At 72.6% G+C, this 25,922-nt stretch carries 25 protein-coding genes and 1 pseudogene; 14 read left to right on the forward strand and 12 right to left on the reverse strand.

Annotated features, from left to right (window positions below; translation table 11 throughout):
* Positions 1-18 precede the first annotated feature (18 nt).
* On the forward strand, positions 19-408 hold the full coding sequence (locus ACWEOZ_RS12930; RefSeq protein ID WP_451910951.1) for a nucleotide pyrophosphohydrolase: 390 nt from the start codon (positions 19-21) through the stop codon (positions 406-408).
* Here the strand turns inward: ACWEOZ_RS12930 and ACWEOZ_RS12935 are convergent.
* Complete coding sequence (locus tag ACWEOZ_RS12935) at positions 405-1,706, reverse strand: AAA family ATPase (RefSeq protein WP_451910952.1); 1,302 nt, start codon at positions 1,704-1,706, stop codon at positions 405-407. The two genes, ACWEOZ_RS12930 and ACWEOZ_RS12935, sit on opposite strands and share 4 nt — an antisense overlap.
* A 110-nt stretch (positions 1,707-1,816) precedes the next feature.
* On the opposite strand from ACWEOZ_RS12935, the gene ACWEOZ_RS12940 reads away from it, so the two are divergent.
* Complete coding sequence (locus ACWEOZ_RS12940) at positions 1,817-2,830, forward strand: beta family protein (RefSeq protein WP_451910899.1); 1,014 nt, start codon at positions 1,817-1,819, stop codon at positions 2,828-2,830.
* On the opposite strand, the gene ACWEOZ_RS12945 is transcribed toward ACWEOZ_RS12940, so the two are convergent.
* Positions 2,827-3,570 carry a hypothetical protein gene (locus ACWEOZ_RS12945; protein WP_451910900.1) on the reverse strand — a complete coding sequence of 248 codons (744 nt, stop codon included), beginning with the start codon at positions 3,568-3,570 and terminating at the stop codon, positions 2,827-2,829. The two genes, ACWEOZ_RS12940 and ACWEOZ_RS12945, sit on opposite strands and share 4 nt — an antisense overlap.
* Positions 3,571-3,668: 98 nt before the next feature.
* Here ACWEOZ_RS12945 and ACWEOZ_RS12950 point away from each other — a divergent pair, with 98 nt between their 5' ends.
* Entirely contained in the window at positions 3,669-4,526 is an 858-nt protein-coding gene (locus ACWEOZ_RS12950) for a bifunctional DNA primase/polymerase (RefSeq protein ID WP_451910901.1), read from the forward strand.
* Between the two features lie 89 nt (positions 4,527-4,615).
* Complete coding sequence (locus ACWEOZ_RS12955) at positions 4,616-6,421, forward strand: SpoIIE family protein phosphatase (RefSeq protein WP_451910902.1); 1,806 nt, start codon at positions 4,616-4,618, stop codon at positions 6,419-6,421.
* Here the strand turns inward: ACWEOZ_RS12955 and ACWEOZ_RS12960 are convergent.
* Genes ACWEOZ_RS12960 through ACWEOZ_RS12970 form a run of 3 tightly spaced genes read right to left on the reverse strand, consistent with a single transcriptional unit; the run spans position 6,398 to position 9,506 of the window.
* Positions 6,398-7,870: a hypothetical protein gene (locus tag ACWEOZ_RS12960; protein ID WP_451910903.1), complete on the reverse strand. Its 1,473-nt coding sequence runs from the start codon at positions 7,868-7,870 to the stop codon at positions 6,398-6,400. The two genes, ACWEOZ_RS12955 and ACWEOZ_RS12960, sit on opposite strands and share 24 nt — an antisense overlap.
* Positions 7,867-8,928 carry a hypothetical protein gene (locus ACWEOZ_RS12965; RefSeq protein ID WP_451910904.1) on the reverse strand — a complete coding sequence of 354 codons (1,062 nt, stop codon included), beginning with the start codon at positions 8,926-8,928 and terminating at the stop codon, positions 7,867-7,869. Before ACWEOZ_RS12965 ends, ACWEOZ_RS12960 begins: the two co-directional genes overlap by 4 nt.
* A complete protein-coding gene (locus ACWEOZ_RS12970) occupies positions 8,925-9,506 on the reverse strand; it encodes a hypothetical protein (protein WP_451910905.1) in 582 nt (193 codons plus the stop codon). Before ACWEOZ_RS12970 ends, ACWEOZ_RS12965 begins: the two co-directional genes overlap by 4 nt.
* Before the next feature lie 152 nt (positions 9,507-9,658).
* Here ACWEOZ_RS12970 and ACWEOZ_RS12975 point away from each other — a divergent pair, with 152 nt between their 5' ends.
* The gene (locus tag ACWEOZ_RS12975) at positions 9,659-9,943 is read left to right on the forward strand and encodes a DUF427 domain-containing protein (protein WP_360555289.1); all 285 of its coding nucleotides are present in this window, start codon (positions 9,659-9,661) and stop codon (positions 9,941-9,943) included.
* A 41-nt stretch (positions 9,944-9,984) separates the two neighbouring features.
* Here ACWEOZ_RS12975 and ACWEOZ_RS12980 read toward each other — a convergent pair whose 3' ends face one another.
* Together ACWEOZ_RS12980 and ACWEOZ_RS12985 are read right to left on the reverse strand one after the other, a co-directional pair.
* Positions 9,985-10,380, reverse strand: a complete 396-nt coding sequence (locus tag ACWEOZ_RS12980; RefSeq protein WP_360831411.1) for a hypothetical protein — start codon at positions 10,378-10,380, stop codon at positions 9,985-9,987.
* The gene (locus ACWEOZ_RS12985; protein ID WP_360831408.1) at positions 10,370-10,594 is read right to left on the reverse strand and encodes a hypothetical protein; all 225 of its coding nucleotides are present in this window, start codon (positions 10,592-10,594) and stop codon (positions 10,370-10,372) included. Before ACWEOZ_RS12985 ends, ACWEOZ_RS12980 begins: the two co-directional genes overlap by 11 nt.
* A 184-nt stretch (positions 10,595-10,778) precedes the next feature.
* Here ACWEOZ_RS12985 and fxsA point away from each other — a divergent pair, with 184 nt between their 5' ends.
* From fxsA to ACWEOZ_RS13000, 3 genes are all read left to right on the forward strand, one after another.
* Positions 10,779-10,991 carry an FxSxx-COOH cyclophane-containing RiPP peptide gene (fxsA, locus tag ACWEOZ_RS12990; protein ID WP_360831405.1) on the forward strand — a complete coding sequence of 71 codons (213 nt, stop codon included), beginning with the start codon at positions 10,779-10,781 and terminating at the stop codon, positions 10,989-10,991.
* Positions 10,992-10,995: 4 nt separating this feature from the next.
* Entirely contained in the window at positions 10,996-12,468 is a 1,473-nt protein-coding gene (locus ACWEOZ_RS12995; protein WP_451910906.1) for an aKG-HExxH-type peptide beta-hydroxylase, read from the forward strand.
* 77 nt (positions 12,469-12,545) lie between these two features.
* The gene (locus tag ACWEOZ_RS13000; RefSeq protein ID WP_451910907.1) at positions 12,546-14,204 is read left to right on the forward strand and encodes a putative bifunctional diguanylate cyclase/phosphodiesterase; all 1,659 of its coding nucleotides are present in this window, start codon (positions 12,546-12,548) and stop codon (positions 14,202-14,204) included.
* Positions 14,205-14,208: 4 nt separating this feature from the next.
* Here the strand turns inward: ACWEOZ_RS13000 and fxsT are convergent, their stop codons facing one another.
* Positions 14,209-16,629, reverse strand: coding sequence for an FxSxx-COOH system tetratricopeptide repeat protein (gene fxsT, locus ACWEOZ_RS13005; protein ID WP_451910908.1), 2,421 nt, complete (start codon positions 16,627-16,629; stop codon positions 14,209-14,211).
* 104 nt (positions 16,630-16,733) lie between these two features.
* Here fxsT and ACWEOZ_RS13010 point away from each other — a divergent pair, with 104 nt between their 5' ends.
* Positions 16,734-17,051 carry an STAS domain-containing protein gene (locus tag ACWEOZ_RS13010; RefSeq protein ID WP_451910909.1) on the forward strand — a complete coding sequence of 106 codons (318 nt, stop codon included), beginning with the start codon at positions 16,734-16,736 and terminating at the stop codon, positions 17,049-17,051.
* 204 nt (positions 17,052-17,255) lie between these two features.
* Here ACWEOZ_RS13010 and ACWEOZ_RS13015 read toward each other — a convergent pair.
* The 4 genes and pseudogenes from ACWEOZ_RS13015 to ACWEOZ_RS13030 all read right to left on the reverse strand — a co-directional run.
* Positions 17,256-17,632, reverse strand: a pseudogene (locus tag ACWEOZ_RS13015) (IS30 family transposase); the annotation flags it as partial.
* Positions 17,613-17,888: a helix-turn-helix domain-containing protein gene (locus ACWEOZ_RS13020; protein WP_451910910.1), complete on the reverse strand. Its 276-nt coding sequence runs from the start codon at positions 17,886-17,888 to the stop codon at positions 17,613-17,615. The pseudogene ACWEOZ_RS13015 and the gene ACWEOZ_RS13020, both read right to left, overlap by 20 nt.
* A 176-nt stretch (positions 17,889-18,064) precedes the next feature.
* Positions 18,065-18,604 (reverse strand): snapalysin family zinc-dependent metalloprotease, encoded by a 540-nt coding sequence (locus ACWEOZ_RS13025; protein ID WP_451910911.1) that lies wholly within the window; start codon positions 18,602-18,604, stop codon positions 18,065-18,067.
* A 109-nt stretch (positions 18,605-18,713) separates the two neighbouring features.
* Positions 18,714-20,039 carry an MFS transporter gene (locus ACWEOZ_RS13030; RefSeq protein ID WP_451910912.1) on the reverse strand — a complete coding sequence of 442 codons (1,326 nt, stop codon included), beginning with the start codon at positions 20,037-20,039 and terminating at the stop codon, positions 18,714-18,716.
* 70 nt (positions 20,040-20,109) lie between these two features.
* Here ACWEOZ_RS13030 and ACWEOZ_RS13035 point away from each other — a divergent pair, with 70 nt between their 5' ends.
* The 5 genes from ACWEOZ_RS13035 (at position 20,110) to ACWEOZ_RS13055 (ending at position 25,898) form a co-directional block, all read left to right on the forward strand.
* Positions 20,110-21,075, forward strand: a complete 966-nt coding sequence (locus tag ACWEOZ_RS13035; RefSeq protein WP_451910913.1) for a GlxA family transcriptional regulator — start codon at positions 20,110-20,112, stop codon at positions 21,073-21,075.
* 76 nt (positions 21,076-21,151) lie between these two features.
* The gene (locus ACWEOZ_RS13040) at positions 21,152-22,816 is read left to right on the forward strand and encodes a GspE/PulE family protein (RefSeq protein WP_451910914.1); all 1,665 of its coding nucleotides are present in this window, start codon (positions 21,152-21,154) and stop codon (positions 22,814-22,816) included.
* A 131-nt stretch (positions 22,817-22,947) separates the two neighbouring features.
* A complete protein-coding gene (locus ACWEOZ_RS13045; RefSeq protein WP_451910915.1) occupies positions 22,948-24,084 on the forward strand; it encodes a type IV pilus twitching motility protein PilT in 1,137 nt (378 codons plus the stop codon).
* A gap of 1 nt (position 24,085) precedes the next feature.
* Positions 24,086-25,318 (forward strand): type II secretion system F family protein, encoded by a 1,233-nt coding sequence (locus ACWEOZ_RS13050; protein ID WP_451910916.1) that lies wholly within the window; start codon positions 24,086-24,088, stop codon positions 25,316-25,318.
* Positions 25,319-25,445: 127 nt separating this feature from the next.
* Positions 25,446-25,898, forward strand: coding sequence for a type II secretion system protein (locus ACWEOZ_RS13055; RefSeq protein ID WP_451910917.1), 453 nt, complete (start codon positions 25,446-25,448; stop codon positions 25,896-25,898).
* Positions 25,899-25,922: the final 24 nt, after the last annotated feature.

Raw genomic sequence — 25,922 nt, forward strand, 5'->3', positions numbered from 1 at the left:
CCGGTGACCACGTCGTCGATCCAGGAGCTGACCGCCCGCGTCCGGGCCTTCGCGGACGAGCGGGACTGGCAGCAGTTCCACACTCCCAAGAACCTGGCCATGGCCTTGACCGGGGAGGTCGGTGAGCTGGTGGCCGAGTTCCAGTGGCTCACGGCCGAGCAGTCCGCCGCCGTCATGGCGGATCCGGAGCTGGGCCCACGGGTACGGGCCGAGCTCGGCGACGTCACCATCTACCTGGTCCGGCTGGCCGACGTGCTGGGCATCGACCTGGTGGCCGCGGCCCTGGACAAGCTCGCCGATTCGGCCCGCCGCTACCCGGTCGACCAGGCCCGCGGCTCCGCGGCAAAAGCGCGAGCCGAGGCCGAAGCGCAAGTCAAGGCCGAACCGCAAGACCAAGCCGCCGATTAGGAAGACAAGCCGGCCAGGTGGGCCAGCATCGACTGGTTCGCCTCCCACCCGTCCGGGAACTTCACCGGTACGCCCAGATGAACCGGTTCCGTCGACGGGTGAGCGTCCAGCAGCTCCGCGATCCCCGCCCGGGCCACCACCACGCACGCGTGCCGGTGCCGCGAGGTCAGCACGCACAGCCGCCCCGACTCCAAGTGGAACGCGGTCGCATCGCGGCGGCCCGACAGCGGGTGCAGGACCACCGTCAGGTCGTACTCGCGGCCTTGCAGGCGGTTGGCCGTGTCCACCGTGATCTCGCGGGCGTGGGCCGGCAGGAACGACCGGATCGCCGCCACCTGGTCGCGGTGGGCCGCGCCGATCGCGATGCGGTCCGCCGTCAGCGGGGTCTCGCCGGTCTCCGACACGGCCAGCGCGCCGCGGGCCAGCGCCCGGGCCGCGATCAGGGCGCAGGCCGCGGCCGCCTCGGCATCCGTGCGGACCGTGAAGCGGGCCGGGAGTTCGTGCAGGCCCCAGCCGGTGGCCGCGGCCACGTCGAGGACCCGGTCCACGTCGGTCGACGCCGGTTCGGTGAACGTCAGCCGGCGATCGCCGGGGCCGGTGCCCGACCGGAAGCCGGTGAACGGGTAGAACGCGGCCGCGACCACCGGCGCCGCCGAGGCCGGCAGGCGCCAGGACACCGGAAGGCGGTGAACCGGCAGCGTCGGGTTGTGGCGCAGCAGCACGGCCACCGCGCTCTGCATCGGGTCCCAGCTCAGGCCGGTCCAGCGGTCGACCTCCACCGTCGAGAACGGGTCGAGCTGGCCGGGGTCGCCGACGAACAGCGCGCGTTCGAAGCGGGGGGCCACGCGCAGCAGGGCGTCCGAGCGCATCTGGTACGCCTCGTCCACAATCGCCCAGGGCCAGATGCCTTCGGTGACCGTGGCCCATTTGGCCGCCGTGCCGATCGTGACGGGCGGGCCGCCCAGGTCGGGGACCTTCGCGCCGACGCGGCACGACGGGTGGTCGCGGACCCGTTCCGAGGCGGTGTAGTCCACCGCGGAGAGCCGGCCCACCCCCAGCGCCGGGTGTTTCACGCCGAGGCGCTCGATCAGGTCGTCCACCTGTTCGTTGGTCTGCGCCACGATCATCAGGGAGGCACCGGTCGCGGCGAGGACGCCGGCCGCGCGTACCACCAGGGTGCTCTTGCCCGCGCCGGGCGGTGAGTCGACCACCACGCCGCGCTGCTCGGAGGTCGCGAGGTCCCGCAGCACCGCGTCGACGACGTGGGCGGCCGCCGCGGCCGGGGAGTCCAGGGACATGGTCACCGAGGCACCGTATCCCGTGACGCCGGCTGCCGGGATCTTCACCTGGGGTGAGGAAAAGGCCTCCACATTGTCACCCGTCGGATATCTGACGCTACTTTGAGTGAATGACCGATGGGGTATACCGTCCGATCCTGCGGCCCCGGCGCGGCGAACTCGCCGCCCTGCACCACCTGGACGCCGCCACCGCCAGCCGGGTCATGCCGATCATCGAGCTCTCCCCCGGCGACCGCCTGCCCCAGCTCGTCCGGCAGATGCCACCCCGGACCGGCGCCATCGCCGTCGACCTGAGCGCGGTCGACGAGCCCGAGGACCCGCTCGATTCACCGCCGCTGGAGCTCGCCGAGGATCTGGCCGAGGTCGGGGTGGCCATGTTGCCGGTGCTGCGGGCGTACGACAGCCGTCGCCGGCTGGTGGAGCACGGCCTGGCCGCTCGCATGCACCTCGGGCGGGCCGTGCTGCGGCTGCAGCCGCACCGCGACGCCCGCAATCCGGCCACCGCGACCGAGACCACCGACCGGCTGCTCGCCGGGGCCGGCCTCGAGGCCGAGCGGGTCGACCTGGTCATCGACCTGGCCGAGACCGCCTGCGCCGCGCACGCCAACAGGTTCGAGGAGCGGGCCCGGCACGTGCTGCGCTGGGCGCGGTCGTCGCCGTGGCGCTCGGTCACCGTCGCCGCCGGCGCCATGCCGCCGAATCTGGACGACCTGCCCACCGACGAGGCGATCCCGGTCGGGCGCCTGGACGCCCAGGTGTGGGCGCGGCTGTCGGAACCCGGCGTCGGCTATGCCGACTACGGCGTGACCTCACCGGTACGGCGCCTGGGCATCAACCACCGCCAGCTGCCCACCCTGCGCTACACCGCCGATCGCGACTGGTGGATCTACCGGTGGGCCCGGCGCGGCGCCCGCAGCGACGACCGCTGCCACGACCTGTGCCGGACCCTGGTCGGCTCGGCCCAGTGGCCGGCCATGGGCGCCCGCTTCTCCTGGGGTGACGCCCAGATCGCCCGGCAGGCCCGCAGCGCGCGCGGCGGCGGCAGCTCGGCCAACTGGATCGCCTGGAGCACGTCCCACCACATCGCCCACGTCCTGCGGGCCCTGCCCCAGGAGGGTGCCTAGCCCAGGTGCCAGGTGGCGATGACGTCGATGGTCGGCCACACGAAGACGATGTCGCCCTTGGTGTCGGGCACGTCGAAGACGATCGTCGTCTTGTAGGTGCGGCCCGCGACGAGCCGGCGGACGAACGCGCCGTAGTTCTTGTCGCAGTTGCTGCCGTAGGCCGAGTTCAGCCAGGTGCCGTCGCGCTGCTGGAAGCGGAACGCGTAGTCGGTCACGTCCGGCTCGCCGGCCAGCACCTTCACCCGCAGCTCGGTCGGCAGGTAGCGGCCGTTCTCCGGCTTGCGGGCGTACGAGTCGCAGCCGGTCTTGCGGAGCTTGCCGGTGCGTACGGTGACCTCGAAGCGCACCCCGCGCTCGCCCTCGACGACGAACTTCTCGCCGTTGGCCAGCCGCTGCGGCCCGATGCGTTCCAGCAGTGGTCCCGACGGCTCGATCACCCCCGGCGCGGTCACCCGCCCGGAGGCGCGAGGGGCCGGCGACGCCGCGTTGAGCTCGGTCGCCGCCCGGTCGTAGATGCCGGCCGCCAGGTAGACCACGGCAGCCGTGCCGGCCAGCAGCAGCACCAGACCGACCGTGAAGTAGGCGGTGACGAGCCTGCGGGACAGCACCCCGCGGGTGCGCGGGCGCCCGATCACGACCGGCTTCAGCTGCGCCGGCACGGTGTCGTCGGCCGGCGGGGGCGGCTGCTCGGCCGGCGACATCTCCGCAGGCGCGGACTCGGCGTGCGGCTCCTTCGTCACGGCGGTGGATCTCCTCGAACGGTGGTGAGTGGTGCGAGCGCAGCATAGAGGCCGCCGATCACTGCCGCAGTCCCGGCTTTCTTCGTACACTTGTGCCAATGCTGCTCGACGCCGCTCTCGCGTACGCCCGGCACGGGATTCCCGTCCTGCCGGTGCACTCGCCTGCGGCTGACGGCTCGTGCTCGTGCGAGCGGCCCGGTTGCGAGCGGCCCGGCAAGCATCCGCGGTTGCGGCACGGCCTGACCGACGCCAGCGTCGACCCGCGCCGGATAGAGATGTGGTGGGCGCGCTGGCCCGCGGCGAACATCGGACTGCGCACCGGCGTCGTGATGGACGTCGCCGACGTCGACTCCCCGGGCGGCTGGCACGGGCTGCGCCACCTGCTCGGCGACGCGATGCCGGTGGGGCCCCAGGTCCGCACGGGCGGCGGCGGCTGGCACTTCTGGTTCCGCCCGCTGGGGCACGGCAACCGCGTCCACCTGCTGCCGGGCGTCGACTGGCGCGGCGCGGGCGGGTACGTGGTGGCACCCCCGTCCCGGCACGCCGACCGCACCACCTACTACTGGATAACCGGCCCGGGCGCGGAACCACCGGAGGCCCCGCCCGCCCTGCGTGAGCTCATCGCCGGCCCGGAGCCACCGGCCCGGCGCGGCGGCACCGGCCGGGAGCGGATCGCCCACCCGGATCGTTACGCGTCCGTGGCCCTGGCCGCCGAGGCCGACCGGGTGGCCCGCGCGCCGGTGGGCACCCGCAACGACACTCTCAACCGGGCCGCGTTCGCGCTCGGCCGGCTGGTCGGGGCGGGGCTGCTGGAGCCCGCGCTGGTGACCGAGGAGCTGTCCGCGGCCGCCCGCTGGGCCGGGCTGGGCCGCACCGAGACGATCCGCACGATCCGCTCGGGCCTGACCGCCGGCCGCCGCCAGCCGCTCGACCCGGGGCGGCGCAACGTCGCGTGATCAAGCGGTGACAGCGCCGCCCTGGCAACCCGGCCGGTGCCGGGTAATCTGGCTTGTCGGACCGCCGGGGGCCGACGGTTGGAGGGCGCATGAGCGAGGACGTCGAGGCCGCCGCGGCACACGCGGGCAGTCTGGCCGATTCCGCGCGCCTGCGCTCGCTGCAGCGCGTCTGTGTCGGCGCCGAGCCGGACGAGGCCTTCGACCGCTTCGCGAGTCTGGTCAAGCGCCTGCTCGACGTCCCGGTGGCGCTGGTCTCGCTGGTCGACGACCAACGCCAGTTCTTTCCCGGCCAGGTCGGTCTGGCCGAGCCGTGGCTCACCAAGCGGGAGACCCCGCTGTCCCACTCGTTCTGCCAGCACGTGGTCGTCGAGGGCGAGGCCAAGGTGTTCCCGGACGCGCGGATCTACGCGCAGGTCCGCGACAATCTGGCCATCCCCGATCTGGGCGTGGTGGCCTACGCGGGCATGCCGCTGACCGACGCGGACGGTCGCACCCTGGGCTCGCTCTGCGCGATCGACACCAAGCCGCGGGCCTGGACCAGGGCGGAGCTGGCGACGCTGCGCGACCTGTCCGAGGCCTGCTCCTCGGAGTTGCGGCTGCGCATCTCCCGGGAGCTCGCCGAGGAGGCCCGCCGGCACGCCGAGAACGCGCACGATCAGCTCGCGATGCTGGCCGAGCTGACCGAGACGCTGGCCACGAACACCGACATCGACGAGGCGCTGGGCTCGCTGGGCCGGGCGCTGACCCCACGGCTGGCCGACTGGGGCCTGATCTCGCTGATCGGCCCGGACGGGATGCCCCGGCACCTCTCGGCCGCCCACCGTGACCCGGAGCGGGCCGCGGACGTGGACCGCTTCGCCGACCTGATGACCACCGGGCTGAACGGCAAGTCCATCGTGCTCGCCGTCCAGGGCAGCGGCCGGCCGATCCGCCGCGACGGTGAGAGCGCGGCCAACATCCTGGAACGCACCACCGACACCGAGCTGGCGACCATCGCGGAGCGGCTGGGCTACGCCTCGTTCCTGGTGGTGCCGATCACCGCGCCGGTGAGCCACCGGGTGCTCGGCACGATCACGCTGGTCAACGGGCCGTCCCGGGCGGCCTTCACCGACGCCGACGAGCGCACCGGGACGGACATCGGCCGCCGGGCCGGGCTGGCCATCGACAACAGCCGGCTCTACCGCCAGCAGCGGCACGTCGCCGAGGTGCTCCAGCAGAGCATGCTCACCGAGCTCCCCACGATCGACGGCATCGAGCTGCACGCCCGCTATCTGCCGGCCCAGGACGGCGCGGCGGTCGGCGGCGACTGGTACGACGCCTTCGCCCAGCCCGACGGCTCGGTGATGCTGGCGGTCGGTGACGTCTCCGGCCACGACATCGAGGCCGCCGCGACCATGGGTCAGCTGCGCAATCTGGTCCGCGGCGACGCGTTCGGCCGCGACGACGAGGCGGGCCTGCTGCTCAGCCAGCTCGACAAGGCACTACGCGGGCTGCGTGTCCCCGCCGCCGCCACCGTTGTGCTGGCCCGGTTGCGCCGCGACGCCGACATGTACACGCTCTCGTACTCCAACGCGGGTCACCCGCCGCCGCTGCTGCTGCTCCCGAACGGCACGGTGGAGACCTGGTGGACCACGCCGGAGCCGCTGCTGGGGCTGGTCTCGCGCAATGACCGTGCCACCCACACCCGCCGGGTGCCGCCCGGCTCCACGCTGGTGCTCTACACCGACGGGCTGGTCGAGACGCCGGGCCGGCTGCTCGACGACGGCATCGCCCTGGTCGAGCAGGCGCTGCGGGACCACGCGGACCTGCCCGGGGACGAGCTGTGCACGCGGCTCATCGAGGCGGCGAGCCGCCGCGCCGACGACATCGCCCTACTGCTGATCCGCCTGCTCTGAGCCGGCGTCGGGCGGCTCGTAAGCAACGGGCGGCCCGCCGTGGGTCCAGGGCGTCTGGTCCGGCTCCGGGAAGGCGCCGCCCGGCCGGTACGCCTCGCTCAGGGTGGTCAGCAGCAACCGCTCACCCACCTCGGGCACGCTGCCGGGCTCGGCCACCAGCTTGCGACCCATGCCGCCGGAGAGCTCCAGCAGCACCTCGGTCTTCTCGTCGACCGCGGTCACCGAGATCACCAGCGCCTTCTGGCCGGGCCGCTGCGGGGAGGTCAGCGTCGCGCCCGGCTCGACCCGGACCGTCTCGGTGGTCACCACCATGATCCGCGGGCGCAGCACCGGGCGTTTGCCGCTGTCGTCGATCCGGTCGGCCTTGGCCAGGGTCACGTCGCCGACGAAGGCTGCGCCGGTGAGCCGGTATTCGGCCATCACCAGCGGGTCGTCGAAGGCGCGCTGGACCGCGTACCGGGTGGCCGCGTTCTCCAGGCGGTGCAGGCGGGCCGCGGCGGCCACCGCGCCGTCACGGCGGGGCTGGGGCGGCCCGCCCTCGGCGAGGTGCTGCACGAAGCCGGAGTAGGTGTCGCGGTCGCTGTCCCAGCGGCCGGCCACCCGGGCGCCGGGCGGCAGCTCACGCAGCAGGTCGAGGGTGCGCCACATCAGCTCCCAGGTCGGCCGCAACTGGGCCCGCAGCACCACGGTGAGGGCCGCGACGTCCGGGTCGGCCGTGGACAGCAGCGGCGCCAGCACGTGGTTGTCGAACACCGGGTCGGTGGCCGGTCCGGCGGGCGGGCACAGCTGCGGGTCCTCGGCCGCCAGCGCCGCCTCGGCGCCGGTGCGCCCCGGCGGCGGGGAGATCCAGCCGAGCAGGGCGGCGAGCTGGGCGTCCTCCGCGCTGCTCTGCCCGCTCGCCCAGTGCAGACCGAGCGCCTGTACGGCGTTGAGCAGCAGCGACGACCCGGCCACCTCGGCGGCGTTGGCGAAGAACGTGAGCCAGCGCCCGAGCAGCGGCACCGACGGGGGCACCGCGTACTCCCCCTCGGTGCTGCGGAACCGTGTGGACCGGCCGAACAGGCGCAGGAAGTCGACGCCGCCGGTGTTCGGCACCCACAGCTGCGGCGCGTCGGTGAACCGGTGCCGCACGTCGCGGCCCCGGTCCACGGCCACCGCCTCGGTCTCGGAGGTGAAGCTGTCCACGTAGGGCACGAGGACCTCGGCCAGCTCGGCGGCGAAGGCGAAACGGTCGCTGCGGTTGCGGGGCTGCGCGACGACCAGCAGCCGGGGCGCCGAACGGTCGGTGCCCACCATGGCCGCCAGCGGGGCGTTCGCCTCACCGGCCATGGCCAGCGGGATCAGCACCAACGGCCGGGGGTGCACGTGCAGGTGGCGGACGGTGGCGACGGGCTGGGCCCGGCCCGCGACGACGGCCTGCGCCCGGGCGAGGGCGGTGAGCGTACTCATAGGATCTCGGCCCGCAGGCGGGCAGCGGCCTGGAGCAGCGCCGCGGCCTCGGCCTGCTCCTCGGTGGGCGTGGCGGTGCCCGCGGCCAGCGCGAGCGCCTCGGCCACCGTGTCGACCCCGCCGAGCGCGTCGCGGACCGGGCGGCCCAGCGCCGCCGTGCTGCCGGCCGCCTCGTGCCGGCAGTAGACCGCCAGCTCGCAGGTCGAGAGGCATTCGGGGGCGTAACGGGCCTCGACGTGACCCAGCGCGGTGATCAGGTCGGCCGGCGCGAGCGCGACGTCGAAGCTGACGGACTCCGGCAGCTCGGCGGCCAGCGACGACACCGAAGCCAGCCGGGTCAGCTGACGTTTGAGGGTGGACAGCTGTTTGCGCACGTCGAGAACCACCGCGACCGGCTGGAGCGAGAAGTTCTCGGTGCAGACCAGCACGACGTCGTGGCTGACCAGGGCCGGGTCGTGACCGAGCTCCTCCAGCAGCCGGCGCAGGGCCAGCACGTAGACCGCCGCCTGGACCGCCGCCGCGGAGACCTTGGCGCTGTCGGCCTGCCCGTCCACGATCGCGAACGACTTGATCTCGACCACGTGCAGGCGCCCCCCGGCCTGGAACGCGATCAGGTCCGGCTCGAGGAAGACCCGCTGACCGGCGACGTCGAGGGTGAGCAACGGGTGGTCGATGAGGGCGGCACCGGCCGACTCGGCGAGCAGCTCCCGGGTGCGCCCGTGCCGGGCCGTGAGCGTGTCGTCGGCGTCCTCGCCCAGGTCGTCGTACGCTCCGGTGGCGTCCAGCCCCAGGCACCCGGCCAGCACTTCCCGCAGCAGCGCGCAGTCGTCGGCCTTGAGCATCGCCTCGAAGCCGTTGCCCCGGGCCAGCGCGAACCGGGACTGCCCGAAGCTGCCCGGGAAGCCGATCCGCTGGGCCAGCCGGGGCTTGTCGACCCCGGCCGCGTCCAGCACGGCCCGGCGGGTGCAGCCCGGATTGCCGGTCAGCGCGGCGATCGTCCGGGCGTTGTGCCGCTTGGGCGGGGTGGCTCCGCGCAGCCGGTCGAGTCCCGCGGTCACGCGCGGCCCCGCTGCTGCGGCAGCCGGGGCAGGCCGAAGAGCCGCTGCTGCTCGTCGAGGCCTTCCCAGCGCTGCACGGTCCCGGCCGGCAGCGGCGCGACCGGGACGGCGGCCAGCGCGGTGCGGGCCGCGTCGGCCAGGGCGGCGGGGTGCTGCACCGCGTACGCCTCCGGGCCGCCGGGCACCTCGTCGGCGAGGCGGCGCAGCAGGGCGGCCGCGGCCGCTCCGGCGACCTCACGCATGGCGATGAATTCGGCGATCCGGACGATCGCCGCGAACAGGTCGGCCCGCGGGGCCGCCACCCGGCCCTCGACCGGCCAGGTGGAGAGCGTGAGCAGGCCGCGGGCGGCGGTCAGGTCCGGCTGCAGAGCAGGGCAGATGCGGTACGCGGACGGGTCGGCCGGGCGCGCGCGTTCCTCGTCGCGCAGCAGCGCCACCAGCGCCGTCACGGTCAGGTCGCCGTCGAAGAGCGCGCCGTGCACGTCGACGACGAGCCGGGACGAGGCCGGGGCGCCGATCAGCAGCAGGGCCCGTCGGGCCTGCTCGCGGGTGCTCGGCAGCGTGCTCAGGCGGGTCATGGCGGCCGCTTCCGTCGGGGGGCTGGCGGATCGACTCTAGATCTTCGTACAGCGCCCGGGCAATGTGCGGACGACTCACCACGTTTCACCCACGGGAGGTGAATAAGCCGCGCGTATCGGACAGTCCCTCGGTGGCGCGCTACGTTCGGGGTATGCCGAAGGCCATCTGGAACGACGAGATCATCGCTGAGAGCGACGACACCGTGGTAGTCGAGGGCGTCTACTACTTCCCGCGCTCCTCGGTGCGCGAGGACGTGCTGCGCCCCTCAGACACGCACACCGTCTGCCCCTGGAAGGGCAAGGCGTCGTACTACACGCTCGAGTCAGGTGAGCACGTCACGCAGGACGCGGTCTGGTTCTACCCGGAGCCCAAGCCCGACGCCAAGGCCGTACGGGACCGGGTCGCCTTCTGGAAGGGCGTCAAGGTCGAGGCCTGAGGATCACCCAACGGCGCGGGCTCCCCAGGGGTCCGCGCCCTCTAGCCGATCCGGGGATGGGCGTCCTCGATCGCGGTGACCTCCAGATAGTCCAGCATGTCGCGCTGCTCGGCCTCGCCCAGCGCGTAGAACGCCTCGTAGGCCGACGACCGCGAGTGCGGCGTCTCGGCCGCCAGCAGCGCGATGATCGCCGACCAGGCCAGCGAGACCCGATCGAAGAGCCGCGCGGTCCGCAACGAGGTCAGCCGGCTCAGCATCGCCACCTTGGTCGCCGCGTCGTCGTCGACCGCGATCCGGTCCGAGAGCTCGAACAGCGCCTTGCCCCGGTACGGGTGCTCCGCCTCGACCAGCCGGGCCAGCTCGGCGTTGTCCATCCGGTCGACGGGCGGCGCGGGGCCACGGCGCGGCAGCTGCGGCCGGGAGTCCTCAGCGGGCACGGCTGTCCCGTCCGCTCTCGAAACCCACACCCGGCACCTGGTGCGGCAGGGTGGGCCGGCTGGAGAACGTGGGGAACGGCGGGGCCGGCATCACCGGCGCGTCCGGCTGCTCGGGGCTGCCCTCGGCGTCTGCGGCCTCCTCGACCGCGGCGTCGATCTGATCGTGCACCTCGTCCTCCGAGCTCGTCGCACCCTCCACGTTCCGTCCCAGCACAGTTTGTCCTCCGTTGCCGACTTTTGCTGTGTTGGCGTCCTATGAGATCACGCCGCGTCAACCCCGGCGAGCGCAGCGTCCGGTAACGCCCGGACATCACCCGACCCGGCGACCGCCGTAATGTGGCGGCAATACATTGATCGTTGCCGGTCGGCCAGCAGCGCCGGCCCTGAGGTGAGGGTAGGTGCCCGTGGACGGGGGTACGAGCACCACCGGTGCGACACCCGAGTGGCGGTCCGCCATGGTGGACGTCTCCGGGCTGTCCCTGGCGGAGCTCGCCGGTGCGGGCCCGCCGGCGGAGACCGACGACTCGGTGCTGGCGCACTGCCTGCGCCGGCTGGCCGACGACCTGGCCCGGCCGGGCGAACCGATCGCCGGCTTCAACTCGGCCCTCTGAGCCCGTGGGTCCGACTGCCACCCTGCCGGTGCACCGGCTCAGCGACCCGGCGTTCGCCGCGCTCGCCGCGGGCCGCCCGGACGCCGCCACCCTCGACGAGCTGCGCCGGTCCCAGCTCAGCAAGCATCTGCTCCTGCTGCGGGAGCTGGTCGCGGCCGTACCGGTCCCGGGGTACGCCGAACTGGTCGCCGCCGAACGCGAAGATCCGGCCGGGGTCCGCGCCCTGCTGGCCCGCCCGCTGGTCGGCGTGTGGGCCATCCGCTCCCTGAGCGCGCTGCGCGCCGGTCGGCCGCCCCAGGCCCCGCTCGACTATCTGGCCACGCCGGCGACCGGCACCGGACCGGCCGCCCGGCAGCTCACCGCCACCCACGACGGCCTGTCGATCACCGTACGGATCGAGGACAGCGACCCGTTACGTGCCGGTCTGGGGCTCCCACCGGCTCCCCCGCTGACCCCCGCCGAGCTGGACCGGTGGCAGCGGCTCCTCACCGAGGCCTGGCGCCGGCTCGTCGAGCAGCTGCGCCCGGACGCCGAAGTGCTGGCCACGGTGCTGGACTGCGTCGTGCCCGTCGAGCCCGATCCGGCCGCCCGCGGGATCAGCGCCACCTCCGCGGACGCGTTCGGCGCGGTGGCCATGTCCGAGCCGGCCGACGCCACCGCCCTCGCGGTCGGCCTGCTGCACGAGACCCAGCACAGTCTGCTGAACGCGGTGCAGTACCTCTTCGACCTGCACCACCAGCCGGACGCCCTGGGCTACTCCCCCTGGCGGGACGACCCCCGCCCCGCCGCCGGCATCCTGCACGGCGCCTACGCCTACCTCACGGTCACCCGGTTCTGGCGGGCCCGGCGCGCGGAGCCGCTGGCGGCGTTCGAGTTCGCCCGCTGGCGCGCGGCCGTGCTGAGCGCGGCGGACGGGCTGCTCGCCGGCGGCACGCTGACCGCGGCCGGCACCCGCTTCGTGACCGCGCTGCGCGCCGAGGTGTCGTCGTGGCTCACCGACGAGGTCCCGGCGGCGGTCGCCCGGCTCGCCACCGCCGCCAACTCCGACCACTACCTGCGCTGGCGGCTGCGCAACCGCCACGTGCAGCCACGGGACGCCCGGCTGCTCGCGGACGCCTGGACGCAGGGCCGGCCGGCGCCCCGGATCGAGTCCGAGCTGCGCCCGGCGCCGCGCCGGGCCCTGGAGGCCAGCAGCCGCCTCGACCTCATCCACGCCACGCTGCGCGGAGAGCCGGCCTCGGCGGGTACGCCCGACGGTGATCTCGCTTACGTGCGGGGTGATGAGGCGGCGGCGCTGCGGGCGTACCGGGAAAGGGTCGGCACGGACCCGGAGGACGACGCGGCCTGGACCGGGCTAGCGCTCAGCGGGACCGGAGGCGCCCTGCGCGACGCCCCGGAGGTGGTCGCCGCCGTCCACCGCACGCTGGGTGACCCGGGCGTCGATCCGCTGGCCCTGGCCGCCTGGCTTTCTTCCTGAGGTTCGCTCAGGTATTCCCCCCGCCCACCGATGAGGGCTCCTGTCGGAGGTGAGGCATGGGTCGGACCGGGAAGACCATGGATCGTGTGCGCCGGGTGGTCGACGGCACCATGATCTACACGTCGTTGCTGCTGCTCGCGTGGCCGCTGATGGCCGGCGGGCAAGCGCGCGGCGCCGCCGGAGTGCTCATCGGCCTCGGCGCGGTCGGGCTGCTCGGCCTGGGCGTGCTGGTGCTGGCCGGCCGCTGGCCGCTGGTGCAGTACGCCCCCGCGGCCGCCGCCGTGCTGACAGCCGCCGCCGGACTCGCCCGCAGCGGCACCATCAGCCCCGGCCTGAGCGGGCTGGTCATCGCCGTCGCGGCGATCATCCTGGTCCGGCAGTTCCTCGGCGCCCGCACCAACGAGGGTCTGGTCCGTGACCTCACCCGTCAGCGCGCCCAGCTCGCCCGGCAGGCGTTCCGCGACCCGCTGACCGAGCTCGGCAACCGCAAGCTGTTCATGGACCACGCCACCGACGCCCTCGCGGACGCCGACGACACGATGACCGCCGTGATCCTGTTCGACCTGGACGGGTTCAAGGAGGTCAACGACACGTACGGGCACGCCACCGGCGACGAGCTGCTGCGCACCGCGGCGGAACGGCTCACCGCGAACGTACGGACCAACGACACCGTGTCCCGCCTCGGCGGCGACGAGTTCGTGGTGCTGCTCCCCCGCCTGGTCGACGACCGGATCGCCGACACCGTGGCCAACCGGATCCTGCGCGACCTCAGCCAGCCGCTGGTCATCGGCGACACCGTGCTGACCATCCCGGCCAGCGCCGGCATCGCCCTGACCCGCGGCAGCGGCCTGGCCGTCGACGACGTGATGCGCGAGGCCGACCTGGCGTTGTACCAGGCCAAGGCCGAGGGCAAGGGCGTCGCCCGGCGCTTCGACCCGGGCCAGTTCGCGGTGGCCGAGCAGCGCCGGCAGGAGGAGGCGGACCTGCGCCGCGCGCTCGACGACGGCGAGTTCGAGGTGCACTACCAGCCGATCGTCGACCTGGACGGCGAGCGTACGGTCGGCGTCGAGGCGCTGGTCCGCTGGAACCACCCCGAGCGCGGGCTGCTGCCCCCGATCGCCTTCCTGGACCTGGCCGAGACGCTGGGCCTGCTCCCCCGGCTCGGCGGCTGGGTGCTCGAGGAGGCCTGCCGGCAGGCCGCGGTGTGGCAGGCGCAGGAGCCCGGCTTCGAGCTCAACGTCAACCTGTCGGCCAGCCAGCTCGGCAATCCCGCGCTGGTCGACGAGGTCCGCGCGGTGCTGGAGCGCACCGGCCTGCCGCCCGCACTGCTCGTGCTGGAGCTGACCGAGTCGGTCGCGCTGGTCGACCTGATCGAGTCGGCCCGGGTGCTGGGCGCGCTCAAGAGCCTCGGCGTACGGATCGCGCTGGACGACTTCGGCACCGGCTTCTCGTCACTGAGCCACCTGGGCACGCTGCCGGTGGACGTGGTGAAGATCGACAAGTCGTTCGTGCAGGCCATGCAGGAGGGCAACGGCGCGTCGGTGGCCGAGGCGGTGCTGCAGATCGCCCGCACCTTCAACCTGGCGCCGGTCGCCGAGGGGGTCGAGGACGCCACCCAGGCCAGCCGACTGCGCGAGCTGGACTGCGCGCAGGCCCAGGGGTACCACTTCGCCCGCCCGATGCCGGCCGACGACCTCACATCGCTGCTGACCCGGCAGTCCGCGCTGTCCGCCTAGGGCCCTACAGCGGCGGGGGCTCGATCTCGGTCTCCAGCCGGATCCCGGCCAGCGCCCGGGCCGGGACCGGGTGGCCCTCGCCGTACGCCTTCTGCAGCTCCTCGACGGCGGCGTGCATCGACGGCTCGTCCCCGGCGTCCAGCGCCACGTTGAACGCGCAGGCCAGCGTGTCCGGATGCGAGGCCCCGCGCAGCGCCCGCGACCGGGAGACCGTGTCCAGGGCGATCTCGCGGGCCTGCTGCGCGTCACCGGTGGCCAGCAGGTCGGCGGCCAGGCCGTTCGCGCAGCTCAGCGTGAACGGGTGGTCCGCGCCGACACTGCGCCGCAGCCCGCCCAGCGCCTCGGTGTCGATTGTGCGGGCCTCGGCGAACCGGCCGCCGGCCCGCACGACCCCGGCCAGGTCCGCCGCCGCGGCCAGCGTGAACGGATGCTCGTCGCCCAGCACCGCGTGATAGCGGACCACGGCGCGTTCCAGCAGCCGGTGCGCCTCCTCCAGGTCGCCGTCCTCGCGGGCGCAGTTGGCCAGCGACACCAGCGCGCCGAGCGTCTCCACGTTCAGGTCGCCGAACTTCTGCCGGTAAAGCTCCACGTTGGTCGCGGCCAGCGCGCGGGCCTGCGGCAGCCCGCGCCGGCGGGCCGCGATGGCCGCGAACCGCCCGGCCCACAACGCCATCGGATGGTCGGCGCCCAGCGCTTCGGCGTGCCCGTTGGACAGCAGCGCGGAGGCGCCCGCGTAGTCGCCCAGGCCGAACAGGTCGAACGCCAGCCCGGCCCGCGACGACAGGGTCTCGGGATGACCGTCCACGAAGATCATCTGCCGGTGCCGCAGCACCTGCTCGTCCAGCGCCCGCGCCCCGCGGAAGTCGCCGAGCAGCCGCAGGTCGACGGCCAGGTTGTTGGCGCAGCGCAACGCGGTCGGGAAGCTCTCGCCGAACAACCGGCGGTAGCGGACCAGGTTGTCCGCGTCGAGCTGGCGGGCCTGGCTGAAGTGGCCCTGCATCCGCAGATCGGCGCCGACGCTGTTGGCCGTGGCCAGGGTCGTCTCGTCGTCGCCGCCCAGCGCCTCCCGCTGCGAGCGCAGGGTCTGCGCGTTCAGGGCCCGGGCATCCGCCGTGCGGCCCACCGCCCGCAACGCGTTGGCCAGGTGGAACGAGGCCAGCAGGGTCTGTTCGTCGGTCTCGCCGAGACTGTCCCGCCAGCGCGCCACCGCCTGCCCCGCCAGGTCCCGGCTGGAGTCCCAGTCGCCCCGGGCGTACAGGAAACGGATGCAGTTGATCACCAGCTGGCGGATCTCCTCGGCGTCGCCGCCGAGCACGTCGGAGTGCACCAGGTGCGGGACGATGGCCGCGTACCGGGGCCAGTGGGCGGGGTTGTCCGGGTCACCCGGGTCGGCGGCCGCGAGCATGGCCCGGACCGTACGCAGCAGGGCGGCGTGCCGCTCCGAGCTGAGCTGCTGGCCGATCATGCCCCGGACCAGTGGATGCACCAGCAGGCTGTCCCCGGGCGGGTCGAGCTCGCCCAGCCCGTACCGGCCGATCAGGCGCAGCGCGGCCTTGAGCCGGCGTTCGATGCGCACCGTGCGGGCCAGCTCCGGCGACACCAGGCCACGGGCCGCCCACAACAGCTCCCACGACACGGGCGAGCTGGCCAGGAAGGCGCAGAGCTCCAGCAGCTCCGAGGCGGCGGGCGAGGCGTCCCGCAGCGAGTCGGCGGCCAGCCCCCAAGCCGCCCGGATCGGCGTCGGGAAGGCGAGCTCGGCGGCCCGCTCGTCGTAGTGCCGCAGATAGTCGGCGACGCTCCAGCCCGTCGCCGTGCGGACCGCGGCGGCCAGATCCAGCGCCATGGGCACGTCGTCGAGCCGTTCGGCCAGCCGCTCGGCGTCGTCGACGGACAGCTCCACGGTCCGCCGGCGCAGGAAGTCGACGCTGTCCGTACGGTCGAACACCGGCACGGGCACGGCCTGCGCGACCTCGGACGTCCACCGCGGATTCCGGGATGTGACCAGCACGTGCCCGGCGCCGCTGGGCAGGTACGGCTTGATGTCCTCGGGCCGGTTCGCGTTCTCGAAGACGACCAGCCAGTTGCGGTACGGCTCGCCGCGGCTCAGCGCGTCCCGGACCGCGCCCAGCGTGCGGTTGATGTCGCGGGCCTCGGGCAGCTTGAGCTCACTGGCCAGCCCGACCAGCGCGGCGCGCATGCCGGCGGTCTGCTCGGCCGGGATCCACCACACCAGGTCGTAGGTGTCGGCATACCGGTAGGCGTACTCGACGGCGAGCTGGGTGCGCCCGGTGCCACCGAGCTGATGCTCGGCCGCGGGCAGCAGCACCACCGGGCCGTTGCCGAGCAGCCCGCGAACGTCGGCGAGCAGTCCCTCCCGGCCGACAAAACGCGGATTGCGCGGCGGCAGCCCACCCCGGATCGGCACGCCGCCCTCCCCACTGGTGACTCGGCCATCTACTGTCGTTGTGCCGATTACCGTACGTGGAATCATCACCACAGCGGAAGCTTGCGCCGAACGGAAAGGCCCCGGTGTCCGAGGAACCCGTAACCAGTCTCGACCGCGACGCCGACGTGGTCACCGTGCGCCTGCACGGCGAGATCGACGTCCTGAACGTCGACCAGGTCCGCGTCTGCCTGGTGGAGGCCCTGGAGAGCCGGCCCGGCACGATCGTGGTCGACCTGGCCGAGCTGTCCTTCATCGACTCGACCGGCCTGGGCGCGATCATCTTCGGCTTCCAGCGAGCCCGGGACCAGGGCGTGGAGTTCCAGCTGGCCCATCCGAGCCGCGGGGTGCGGCAGATCCTGGTGCTGAGCGGGGTGCTCGAGGTCGTCACCCTGACCGAGTGATCAGGATCGAATCGCGGTCGTAGGTCCGTGCGGATAACTGACCGTCGCTTCCGCCGAGAGCGGTCGCTGCGCTCCCTGCCAGGTGCGGGACCACTCACCCTCGCCCGCCCAGCGGGCACCCCCCGGCTCGGCTCGGCGAGATCTTGGTAAACGGTGGCCGTTATAGGCGGGCTCAACTGGTGGTTGCAACACCGAGTAGCTCGGTATCTTCTCAGCCGGGTTGGCCCAACCCAAGGTCTGTCGGGGTCGTCGGTTGAGTTCGTCGGCGACCTCGCAGAAGTTGACCGGGCAGTCAGTAGCGATCTGGAACTGCCGCCAGGACGCCATCTCCGGGCCCTGATCCCAGGTCAGCGACGCCCGTAACCGCGCCGGCAGCCAGCTCATCGCGGCGGCGAGCTGAGCCGCGACGTGTTCGGACAGCTTGCTCGGGCAGGCCCACCAAGATGACGAAACGGGTCGAGCGTTCCACCAGCGTCGCGATCGCCGAGTTCAGACCACCACGACGGGTACCTTCCAGCAGATCACCTTCCCCATGCCCGGGGCACCGCCCGATCCCCGGCCTCAGCCGGGCGGGCACTGATGTTCAAGCCCAGCCAGGGCCATGACGAACGGATCGCCCCCGCGGCCTGAGCGCCCCGGCCGGCGATGCCGCAGCCAGCACGCCCAGTCCGCCATCAACGGCAGATACCGCTGACCGTACTTCTCGAACCGGGCCACCTCCCGCGACACCGTCGACGGCGCCCGCCCCAAACACCGAGCGATCTGCCGCAACGACTCACCCGCCGCGCGCCCCAATCCGATCCGTTCCCGCTCCACCATCGATGACCTGGCCGCCATCAACTCACTCCTACCTGCCAAAACGTGGGTATTGCAACCACAGCTAGAAACCGCCCATAGGAGCCAGCTTTCACCAAGATCTCGGGAGTCGCTTCCTCGGTCGCGGGCAGAAGGTGGCGCGCTCCCGGAGCTGGAGCGGGCGCGAGCCTGACGGCCCGCGCCCGAGGAGAGCAGGGTCAGCCGACCCAGACGAACTCGCGGGCCGGGATCGACGCCGCGACCGCCGCCGAGCGGAAGTTGTTGTTCACCGTGGTCGCTTCGGTGGTGTTCGGGTTGGGGTTGCGGCAGGAGACCGGGGCGCTGCTGCCGGACATCAGGTCGGTGCACAGCCCGGTACGGCGGTCCGGCAGCCCGAGGATGTGGCCGAACTCGTGGGCGGCGATCCGGGGCGTGTAGTAACCCTCGTTGACCGCCTCGCGGCCCATGTACCAGCGGCCGTTGCCCAGTGAGGTCGAGTAGGTGCGGGGCCAGCCGTTGTCCGCGTACACCCGGATGTTGGGGGTGCGGCCGGCCGGCACCGGCTGGAGCTGGACGTTGGTGACCCGGCTGTTCCAGATCTGGGCGCCCTGGTTGACGACCGAGATGAATTCCTGGGCCTGGCTGGCGTCGTAGTACAGGATCCGGGGTGCCGCGGCGGCCGGCCCGGCGGTGGTGACCTGCAGGCCGACCAGCATCGCGACGGCTGCCAGCGCGGCGGACAGTCTCTTGCGCAGCATCGGGGGTCCTCCCTGGGGGTGTGGGACGGGGTGTCCACACCGTAGCCAGAAAGAGACGATTATCGATGCACGGCGGCCATACCGGTTGCCGCCTCTCGCCGTGTGATGGCTACGAGGCCGGCGCGGCCGAGGTGGTGGCCGCGGGGAAGGCCAGGCCGATGCCGGGACCGGCCGGGCCGACATCCTTGCGGCGCTTGCCCAGCAGCAGCATCAGCGAGAGCAGCGAGGCCGTCAGGGCCAGCGCGCCCGCGCCGTACCAGGCGGCGTCGTAGTTGCCGAGCTTGTCGCGGACCAGGCCGGCCGAGGTGGCCGCGATCGCCGCGCCGAACTGGTGGGAGGCGAAGACCCAGCCGAAGACCACCGCGCCGCTGGCCCCGAAGTACTCCCGGCACAGGGCGACCGTCGGCGGCACCGTGGCCACCCAGTCCAGCCCGTAGAACAGGATGAACACCACCATCGAGGGGTGCGCGGTCGCGGCGAACAGTGACGGCAGCACCAGCAGGGACAGCCCGCGCAGCGCGTAGTAGCCGGCCAGCAGCCAGCGGCTGTCCACCCGGTCGGTGAGCCAGCCGGAGGCGATGGTGCCGATGATGTCGAACAGGCCGACCAGCGCGAGCAGGCTCGCCGCGGTGGTCGGGGCCATCCCGTGGTCGTGCGCGGCCGGGATGAAGTGGGTGCCGATCAGCCCGTTGGTGGTCGCCCCGCAGATCGCGAAGCCGCCCGCGAGCAGCCAGAACGGCCGGGTCCGGGCGGCCTGGCCCAGGGCCCGCACCGCGACGCGCACCGCGCCGCCGGGCGCCGCGGCGGGCAGCGAGGCCACATCGTCGGGTCCGGCGCCGTACGCGGTCACCCCGAGGTCGGTGGGCCGGTCCCGCAGCCGCCACCAGACCAGCGGCACCACCGACAGCGCGACCGCCGCCACGGTCAGCGCGGCGACCCGCCAGCCGTGAGTGCCGGTGAGCCGGGCCAGCAGCGGCAGGAAGACGAGCTGCCCGGCCGCACCACCGGCGGTCAGTACGCCCACGACCAGCCCGCGCCGGGCCACGAACCAGCGGTTGGCCACGACTGCGACGAAGCCCAGCGCCATCGAGCCGGTGCCGAGCCCGACCAGCACGCCCCAGCAGAGGATCAGCTGCCAGCTCTGCTGCATGAAGACGGTCAGCCCGCTGCCCGCCGAGACCAGCACCAGGGCGCCGGCCACCACCCGGCGGATGCCGAGCTTCTCCATCAGGGCCGCGGCGAAGGGGGCGGTGAGGCCGTACAGCAGGAGGTTGACCGAGACCGCCGCGGAGATCGTGCCGAGCGACCAGCCGAACTCGTCGTGCAGCGGTTGCAGCATCACCGACGGGGTGGCGCGGAAGCCGGCCGCGCCGACCAGGGCGATGAAGGCGACGGCGGCGACGAGCCAGGCGGGATGAAGACGGCGAAGGGTCACCCGATCATTCTGCGGAGGTGGGGATGGACGGACGAGTGGCCGGGAGGCCATGATGCGCAAGAATCGGGCCATGGTGCATTCCGTGGCGATGCTCGCCCTCGACGGCGTGGTCGGTTTCGACCTCGGTGTCCCTCCGCAGGTCTTCGGCGCGGCCCAGGACCCCGACAACCGCTTCCTCTATGCGGTGACCACCTGCGGCGACGGCCCCGGCCCGGTACGCCCCGAGCGCGGCGGCTTCCAGATCGTCCCGGACCACGACCTGAGCCCGCTGGCCACCGCCGACACCGTGCTCGTGCCCGGGGTCAGCGGCGGCAGCACGATGACCGACGGCAAGGTCTCGCCGGCCGTCACCGAGGCCCTGCGGGCCGCCCACACGCGCGGCGCCCGGATCATCTCCATCTGCACCGGCGCCTCGGTGCTCGCCGCGGCCGGCCTGCTCGACGGGCGCACCGCCGCCAGCCACTGGGCCTGGGCCAAGCGGCTGACCCGGCTGTACCCGCAGGTCGACTGGGACTTCGACGTGCTGTTCGTGGACGACGGCGACGTGCTCACCTCGGCCGGGGTGGCCGCCGGCGTTGACCTGTGCCTGCACGTGATCCGCCAGGACCACGGCAGCTCGGTGGCCAACCAGGCGGCCCGGCGCTGCGTGGTGGCCCCGTGGCGCGACGGCGGCCAGGCCCAGTACATCGAGCAGCCCGTGCCGGCGGTGGCGGGCTCCGGCACGGAACCGGCCCGGGCCTGGGCCCTGAGCCGGCTGGCCGAGCAGCTGAGCCTGGAGGAGCTGGCCGGGCACGCCCGGATGAGCGTGCGCACGTTCACCCGCCGGTTCCGCGACGAGACCGGGCTCAGCCCCCTGCAGTGGCTGCTGCAGCAGCGGGTGGCCCACGCCCGGCTGCTGCTGGAGTCGACCGATCTCAGCATCGACGTGGTCGCCCGGCGGGCCGGCCTGGGCAGCGCGACGGCCCTGCGCCAGCACCTGCGGGCGACGATCGGGGTCGCGCCCTCGGCCTACCGGCGGGCATTCCGTCAGACGTGACCAGGGCCTCAGGAAAAGTCGGAAGTGTCCGATGGGACGGACGTACCGGTGTACGTACCGCTTCCCTGAGGATGTCATGGACCAGACCTTCCGCCCGCTGCTCGACGCACTCAAGCAGATCGGCATCGACCCGGTCGCGGTGGACGCCGCGGCCGACGAGGCCCAGCGCAGCGGCCGGTCGGTGCGGGCGGTCCTGATCAACGACCAGGTCGTCACCGAAGAGCAGCTCACCGAGGCGGCCGCGGCGGCCTTCGGCATCAACACCCTGGACCTGGTCGGCTACTCCCCCGACCCGGCCGCGCTCAAGCGCATCCCGCTGCCCGTAGTGCTGCGGCACCGGGTGCTCGGCCTGGCGATGCACGACGGCGAACTGATCGTGGGCGTCACCGACCCCGGCGACGTGGTCGCGCTCGACGACGTCCGCGCGTCCACCGGCATGACGATCCGCCCGGTGGTGGTGGCCCGCAGCGAGGTCCGCCGGATCATCGAGCGGCTCCAGCGCGAGGACAGCGACCTGGGCGACCTGGCCGACACCTCGCTGGACGACCAGCTGATGACGGCCCAGGCGCAGAGCGCCGACGACGCGCCGATCGTGCGCTACGTCAACAACCTGATCGAGCAGGCCGTCCAGAACCGCGCCTCCGACCTGCACCTGGAGCCGACCGAGGACGACATGCGGGTGCGCTACCGGATCGACGGCGTGCTGCACGAGCTGGACACGGTGCCACGCGGCGTGATGGCCGCGCTGACCTCCCGCCTCAAGATCATGTCGGGCGTCGACATCACCGAGAAGCGGATTCCGCAGAACGGCCGGATCACCGCGCTGATCCGCGACCGCCAGGTCGACCTGCGGACCGCGACCCTGCCGACCGTGTGGGGCGAGAAGATCGTGCTGCGGGTGCTCGACACCGGCGGCATCGACCTGGACATGAACAAGCTGGGCTTCACCCAGCACAACCTGACCCGCTTCGCGGAGTCGTTCACCAAGCCGCACGGCATGGTCCTGGTCACCGGTCCCACCGGTTCCGGCAAGAGCACCACCCTGTACGCGACCCTGGGCCGGATCAGCAAGCCGGAGATCAACGTGATCACCGTCGAGGACCCGGTCGAGTACCGGCTGCGCGGGGTCAACCAGGTGCAGGTGAACACCAAGGCCGGCCTGACCTTCGCGGCCGTGCTCCCGGCGATCCTGCGCTCCGACCCGGACGTCGTGCTGATCGGTGAGATCCGGGACAGCCACACCGCCCAGATCGCCGTCGAGGCGTCACTCACCGGTCACCTGGTGCTCTCCACCCTGCACACCAACGACGCCCCCGGCGCGGTCACCCGGCTCACCGAGATGGGCATCGAGCCGTTCCTGGTCGGCTCGTCGCTGGACTGCGTGCTGGCCCAGCGGCTCGCCCGGCGGCTGTGCGACTGGTGCAAGGAGGCGTACCTGCCGAGCGCGGAGGAGCTCGAGGGCGCCCGCTGGCCGATGCAGGACCTGAAGATCCCGGACGCGCTCTACCGGCCGGTGGGCTGCCGCAACTGCGCCAACACCGGCTACCGGGGCCGGATCGCGCTGCACGAGGTGATGCCGATCTCGCCCGAGATCGAGTCGCTGACCATCCGCCGCGCCTCCTCCAACGAGATCCGCGAGGTCGCCCTGGAGCAGGGCATGTACGAACTGCGCTCGGACGGCCTGGCCAAGGCGGCGGGCGGGCTGACGTCGCTGCGTGAGGTCTCGCGCGTCGCCATCTGAGCGTGCGCGGCGGCAGGGTACCTCGCCGGCCGCGGCTGCGGACATTTCCGCCCGACCTGGTCCTAAACCCGCCCACCGGGATGCCGAATTAGGGGGCGTCAGACTTCACGACGAGATTGTCGGTGCAGCTCATGTACACGCTCGACCACGAGGTACCGCTCCAGGCGGCACCGGTTGACCCGGCCGCTTCCGGCCCGGACGACCTGGCCGTGCTGGACCAGATGCTGATCTCGCTCGTCGAGGCCCGCGGCTCGGACCTGCACCTGACCGTCGGCTCCCCGCCGATGATCCGGGTCGACGGCACGCTGCGGCCGCTGCCCGGCTACGGCAAGCTCAACTCGGCCGACACCGTCCTGCTGGCCCGCGCGGCCGTCTCCGCCCAGCAGTGGGAGACGTTCGAGCGCGAGCAGGAGATGGACTTCGCCCACAGCATCACCGGCGTCTCGCGGTTCCGCGGCAACCTCTACATCCAGCGCAACTCGTGCGGCGCGGTCTTCCGGGCCATCCCGCACACCATCAAGCCGCTGGACGAGCTGGGCATGCCCGACTCGGTGGCCCGCTTCGCCCACCTGCCCCGCGGCCTGGTGCTGGTGACCGGGCCGACCGGTTCCGGCAAGACCACCACCCTGGCCTCGGTGCTGGACCTGGCCAACCGGAGCCGCTCGGCGCACATCATCACCATCGAGGACCCGATCGAGTTCCTGCACCCGCACAAGCGCAGCCTGGTGAACCAGCGGGAGGTCGGCTCGGACACGGAGACCTTCCCGCAGGCGCTCAAGCACGCGCTGCGCCAGGACCCCGACATCATCCTGGTCGGCGAGCTGCGCGACCTGGAGACCACGGCCACCGCGCTGACCGCCGCCGAGACCGGCCACCTGGTGCTGGCCACCCTGCACACGCAGAGCGCCACCCAGACCATCGACCGCGTCATCGACATCTTCCCGCCGCACCAGCAGCTGCAGATCCGGGCCCAGCTGGCGGCCAGCCTGCAGGGCGTCGTGACCCAGGCGCTGGCACCGCGGGCCGACGGCAAGGGCCGGATGGTGATCTGCGAGATCCTCACCGCCACGCCGGCCATCCGGAGCCTGATCCGCGAGGGCAAGTCGCACCAGATCCCGTCCTTCATGCAGGCCGGTGGCAACGACGGGATGTTGGCCTTCGACCAGCACCTGGCCGAGCGCGTCCGGGAGGGGCTGGTCTCGATGCAGGCCGCCCTGGAGATCTGCCACTCGCAAGAAGAGCTCAAGCGCCTGATCGGACGGATGTGACATGCCGGCGACGAAGACGTTCCACTACAACAGCATCGACGCGCACGGGCGCAAGACCAAGGGCACGGTGGAGGCCGCCAACGAGACCGCGGCGACACACCTGCTGCGCCAGCGGGGCGAGGTCCCGCTGGAGCTGAGCCAGGCCGGTCAGGGCCTCAACCGGGACCTGAAGATCCCGGGCCTGGGCAACCGGACCAAGCTCAAGGACCTGGCGGTCTTCGCGCGGCAGTTCTCCACGATGACCGCCTCGGGCATGTCGCTGCTGCGGTCGCTGTCGATCCTCGAGGAGCAGACCGCCGCGGCGTCGCTGAAGAAGGCGACCGCCGAGGTCCGTACGGATGTCGCCGGCGGTGTGTCGCTGTCCTCGGCGATGGCCAAGCACGACAAGGTCTTCCCCCGCCTGATGATCGCCATGATCCGCGCCGGCGAGGCGGGCGGCATGATCGACCGCGCTCTGGAGCAGATCGCGGACAGCCTGGAGAAGGACACCGCGCTCCGCGGCAAGATCAAGAGTGCGCTGACCTACCCGGCGATCGTGCTGGCCTTCACCTTCGTGCTGATCGCGGCCGTGCTGATCTTCATCGTCCCGATCTTCGAGGCGATGTTCAAGAATCTGGGCGGCGAGCTGCCGGCCATCACCCAGTTCCTGGTCGACGCGAGCCACAACATGTGGTGGATCGGCCCGCTGGTGCTGACCATCGGCATCACGTCGACGGTCGCCTACAAGCGCCGGATCCGCCAGAGCCAGGACTTCCGGCTGGCCGTGGACCGGTTGAAGCTGCGGATGCCGGTGTTCGGCCCGCTCTTCCGCAAGCTGGCGATGAGCCGGTTCTCGCGCAACCTCGGCCTGCTGCTCAACGTCGGCGTGCCCGTCATGCAGGCACTGCACGTCGTCGGCGAGACCACGGGCAACGAGGTGATCAACGCGGCCATGCGCGACGTGCAGTCGGCCGTACGCGACGGCCAGCCCATGTCGTCCGCCCTGCGCAACCACAAGGTCTTCCCCGAGATGGTCACTCAGATGATCGAAGTGGGCGAAGAAAGCGGTCAAATCAGTCAGATGCTCGACAAGGTTGCCGATTTCTATGACAGGGAAGTCGACAGCGCCGCCGAATCCCTGACCGCTTCGATCGAACCGATCATGGTGCTCGTCATGGGAGCCGTGGTCGGCGGAATGGTGATCTGTCTGTACCTACCGATGTTCACCATCTACCAGAACATCCAGGGCAACTGACGCCCAGGAGCAGGAAACGGCCGGTCCTCCGGTCGCGGAGTCGGGCACCCGAGCCCGGAACCACCATCCCCGCCCCACCCCTGACGCCACACTGGAGGCACCCCCAATGCAGGACATCATCGCTCGCATGCGCGCCAAGAAGCAGGACGAGGGCTTCACCCTCATCGAGCTCCTGGTCGTCGTGGTCATCATCGGCGTGCTCGTCGCGATCGCCGTGCCGGTCTACCTGAACTACCGCCAGGGCGCGGCCGACAAGTCGGCCCAGTCCGACGTGCGCGGCGCGGTCAGCGCGATCGAGCAGTACTACACCGACAACGGCAACGCCTACGCCACCCTGCCGTCGACGGCGAAGCAGGCCGACAGCTTCAACCTGGGCAAGGCGACGCCGGACGGCACGTCCGTCAACCTGGTCACGCTCTCGGACAAGACCGTGATGACGTACGTGGGCACCGCCAGCTCGTACCTGGTCTGTGCGACCAACACGGGCGGCAGCGGCAAGGTCTACCTGTACGACAGCACCAAGGGCGGCTCGGTCAGCGTGCCGACGCCGGCGGTCAAGATCGAGACCTGCAAGCCCTGACGCGTTTCCCAGCTCGACCTCGGG

Source organism: Actinoplanes sp. NPDC004185, from assembly GCF_053603475.1.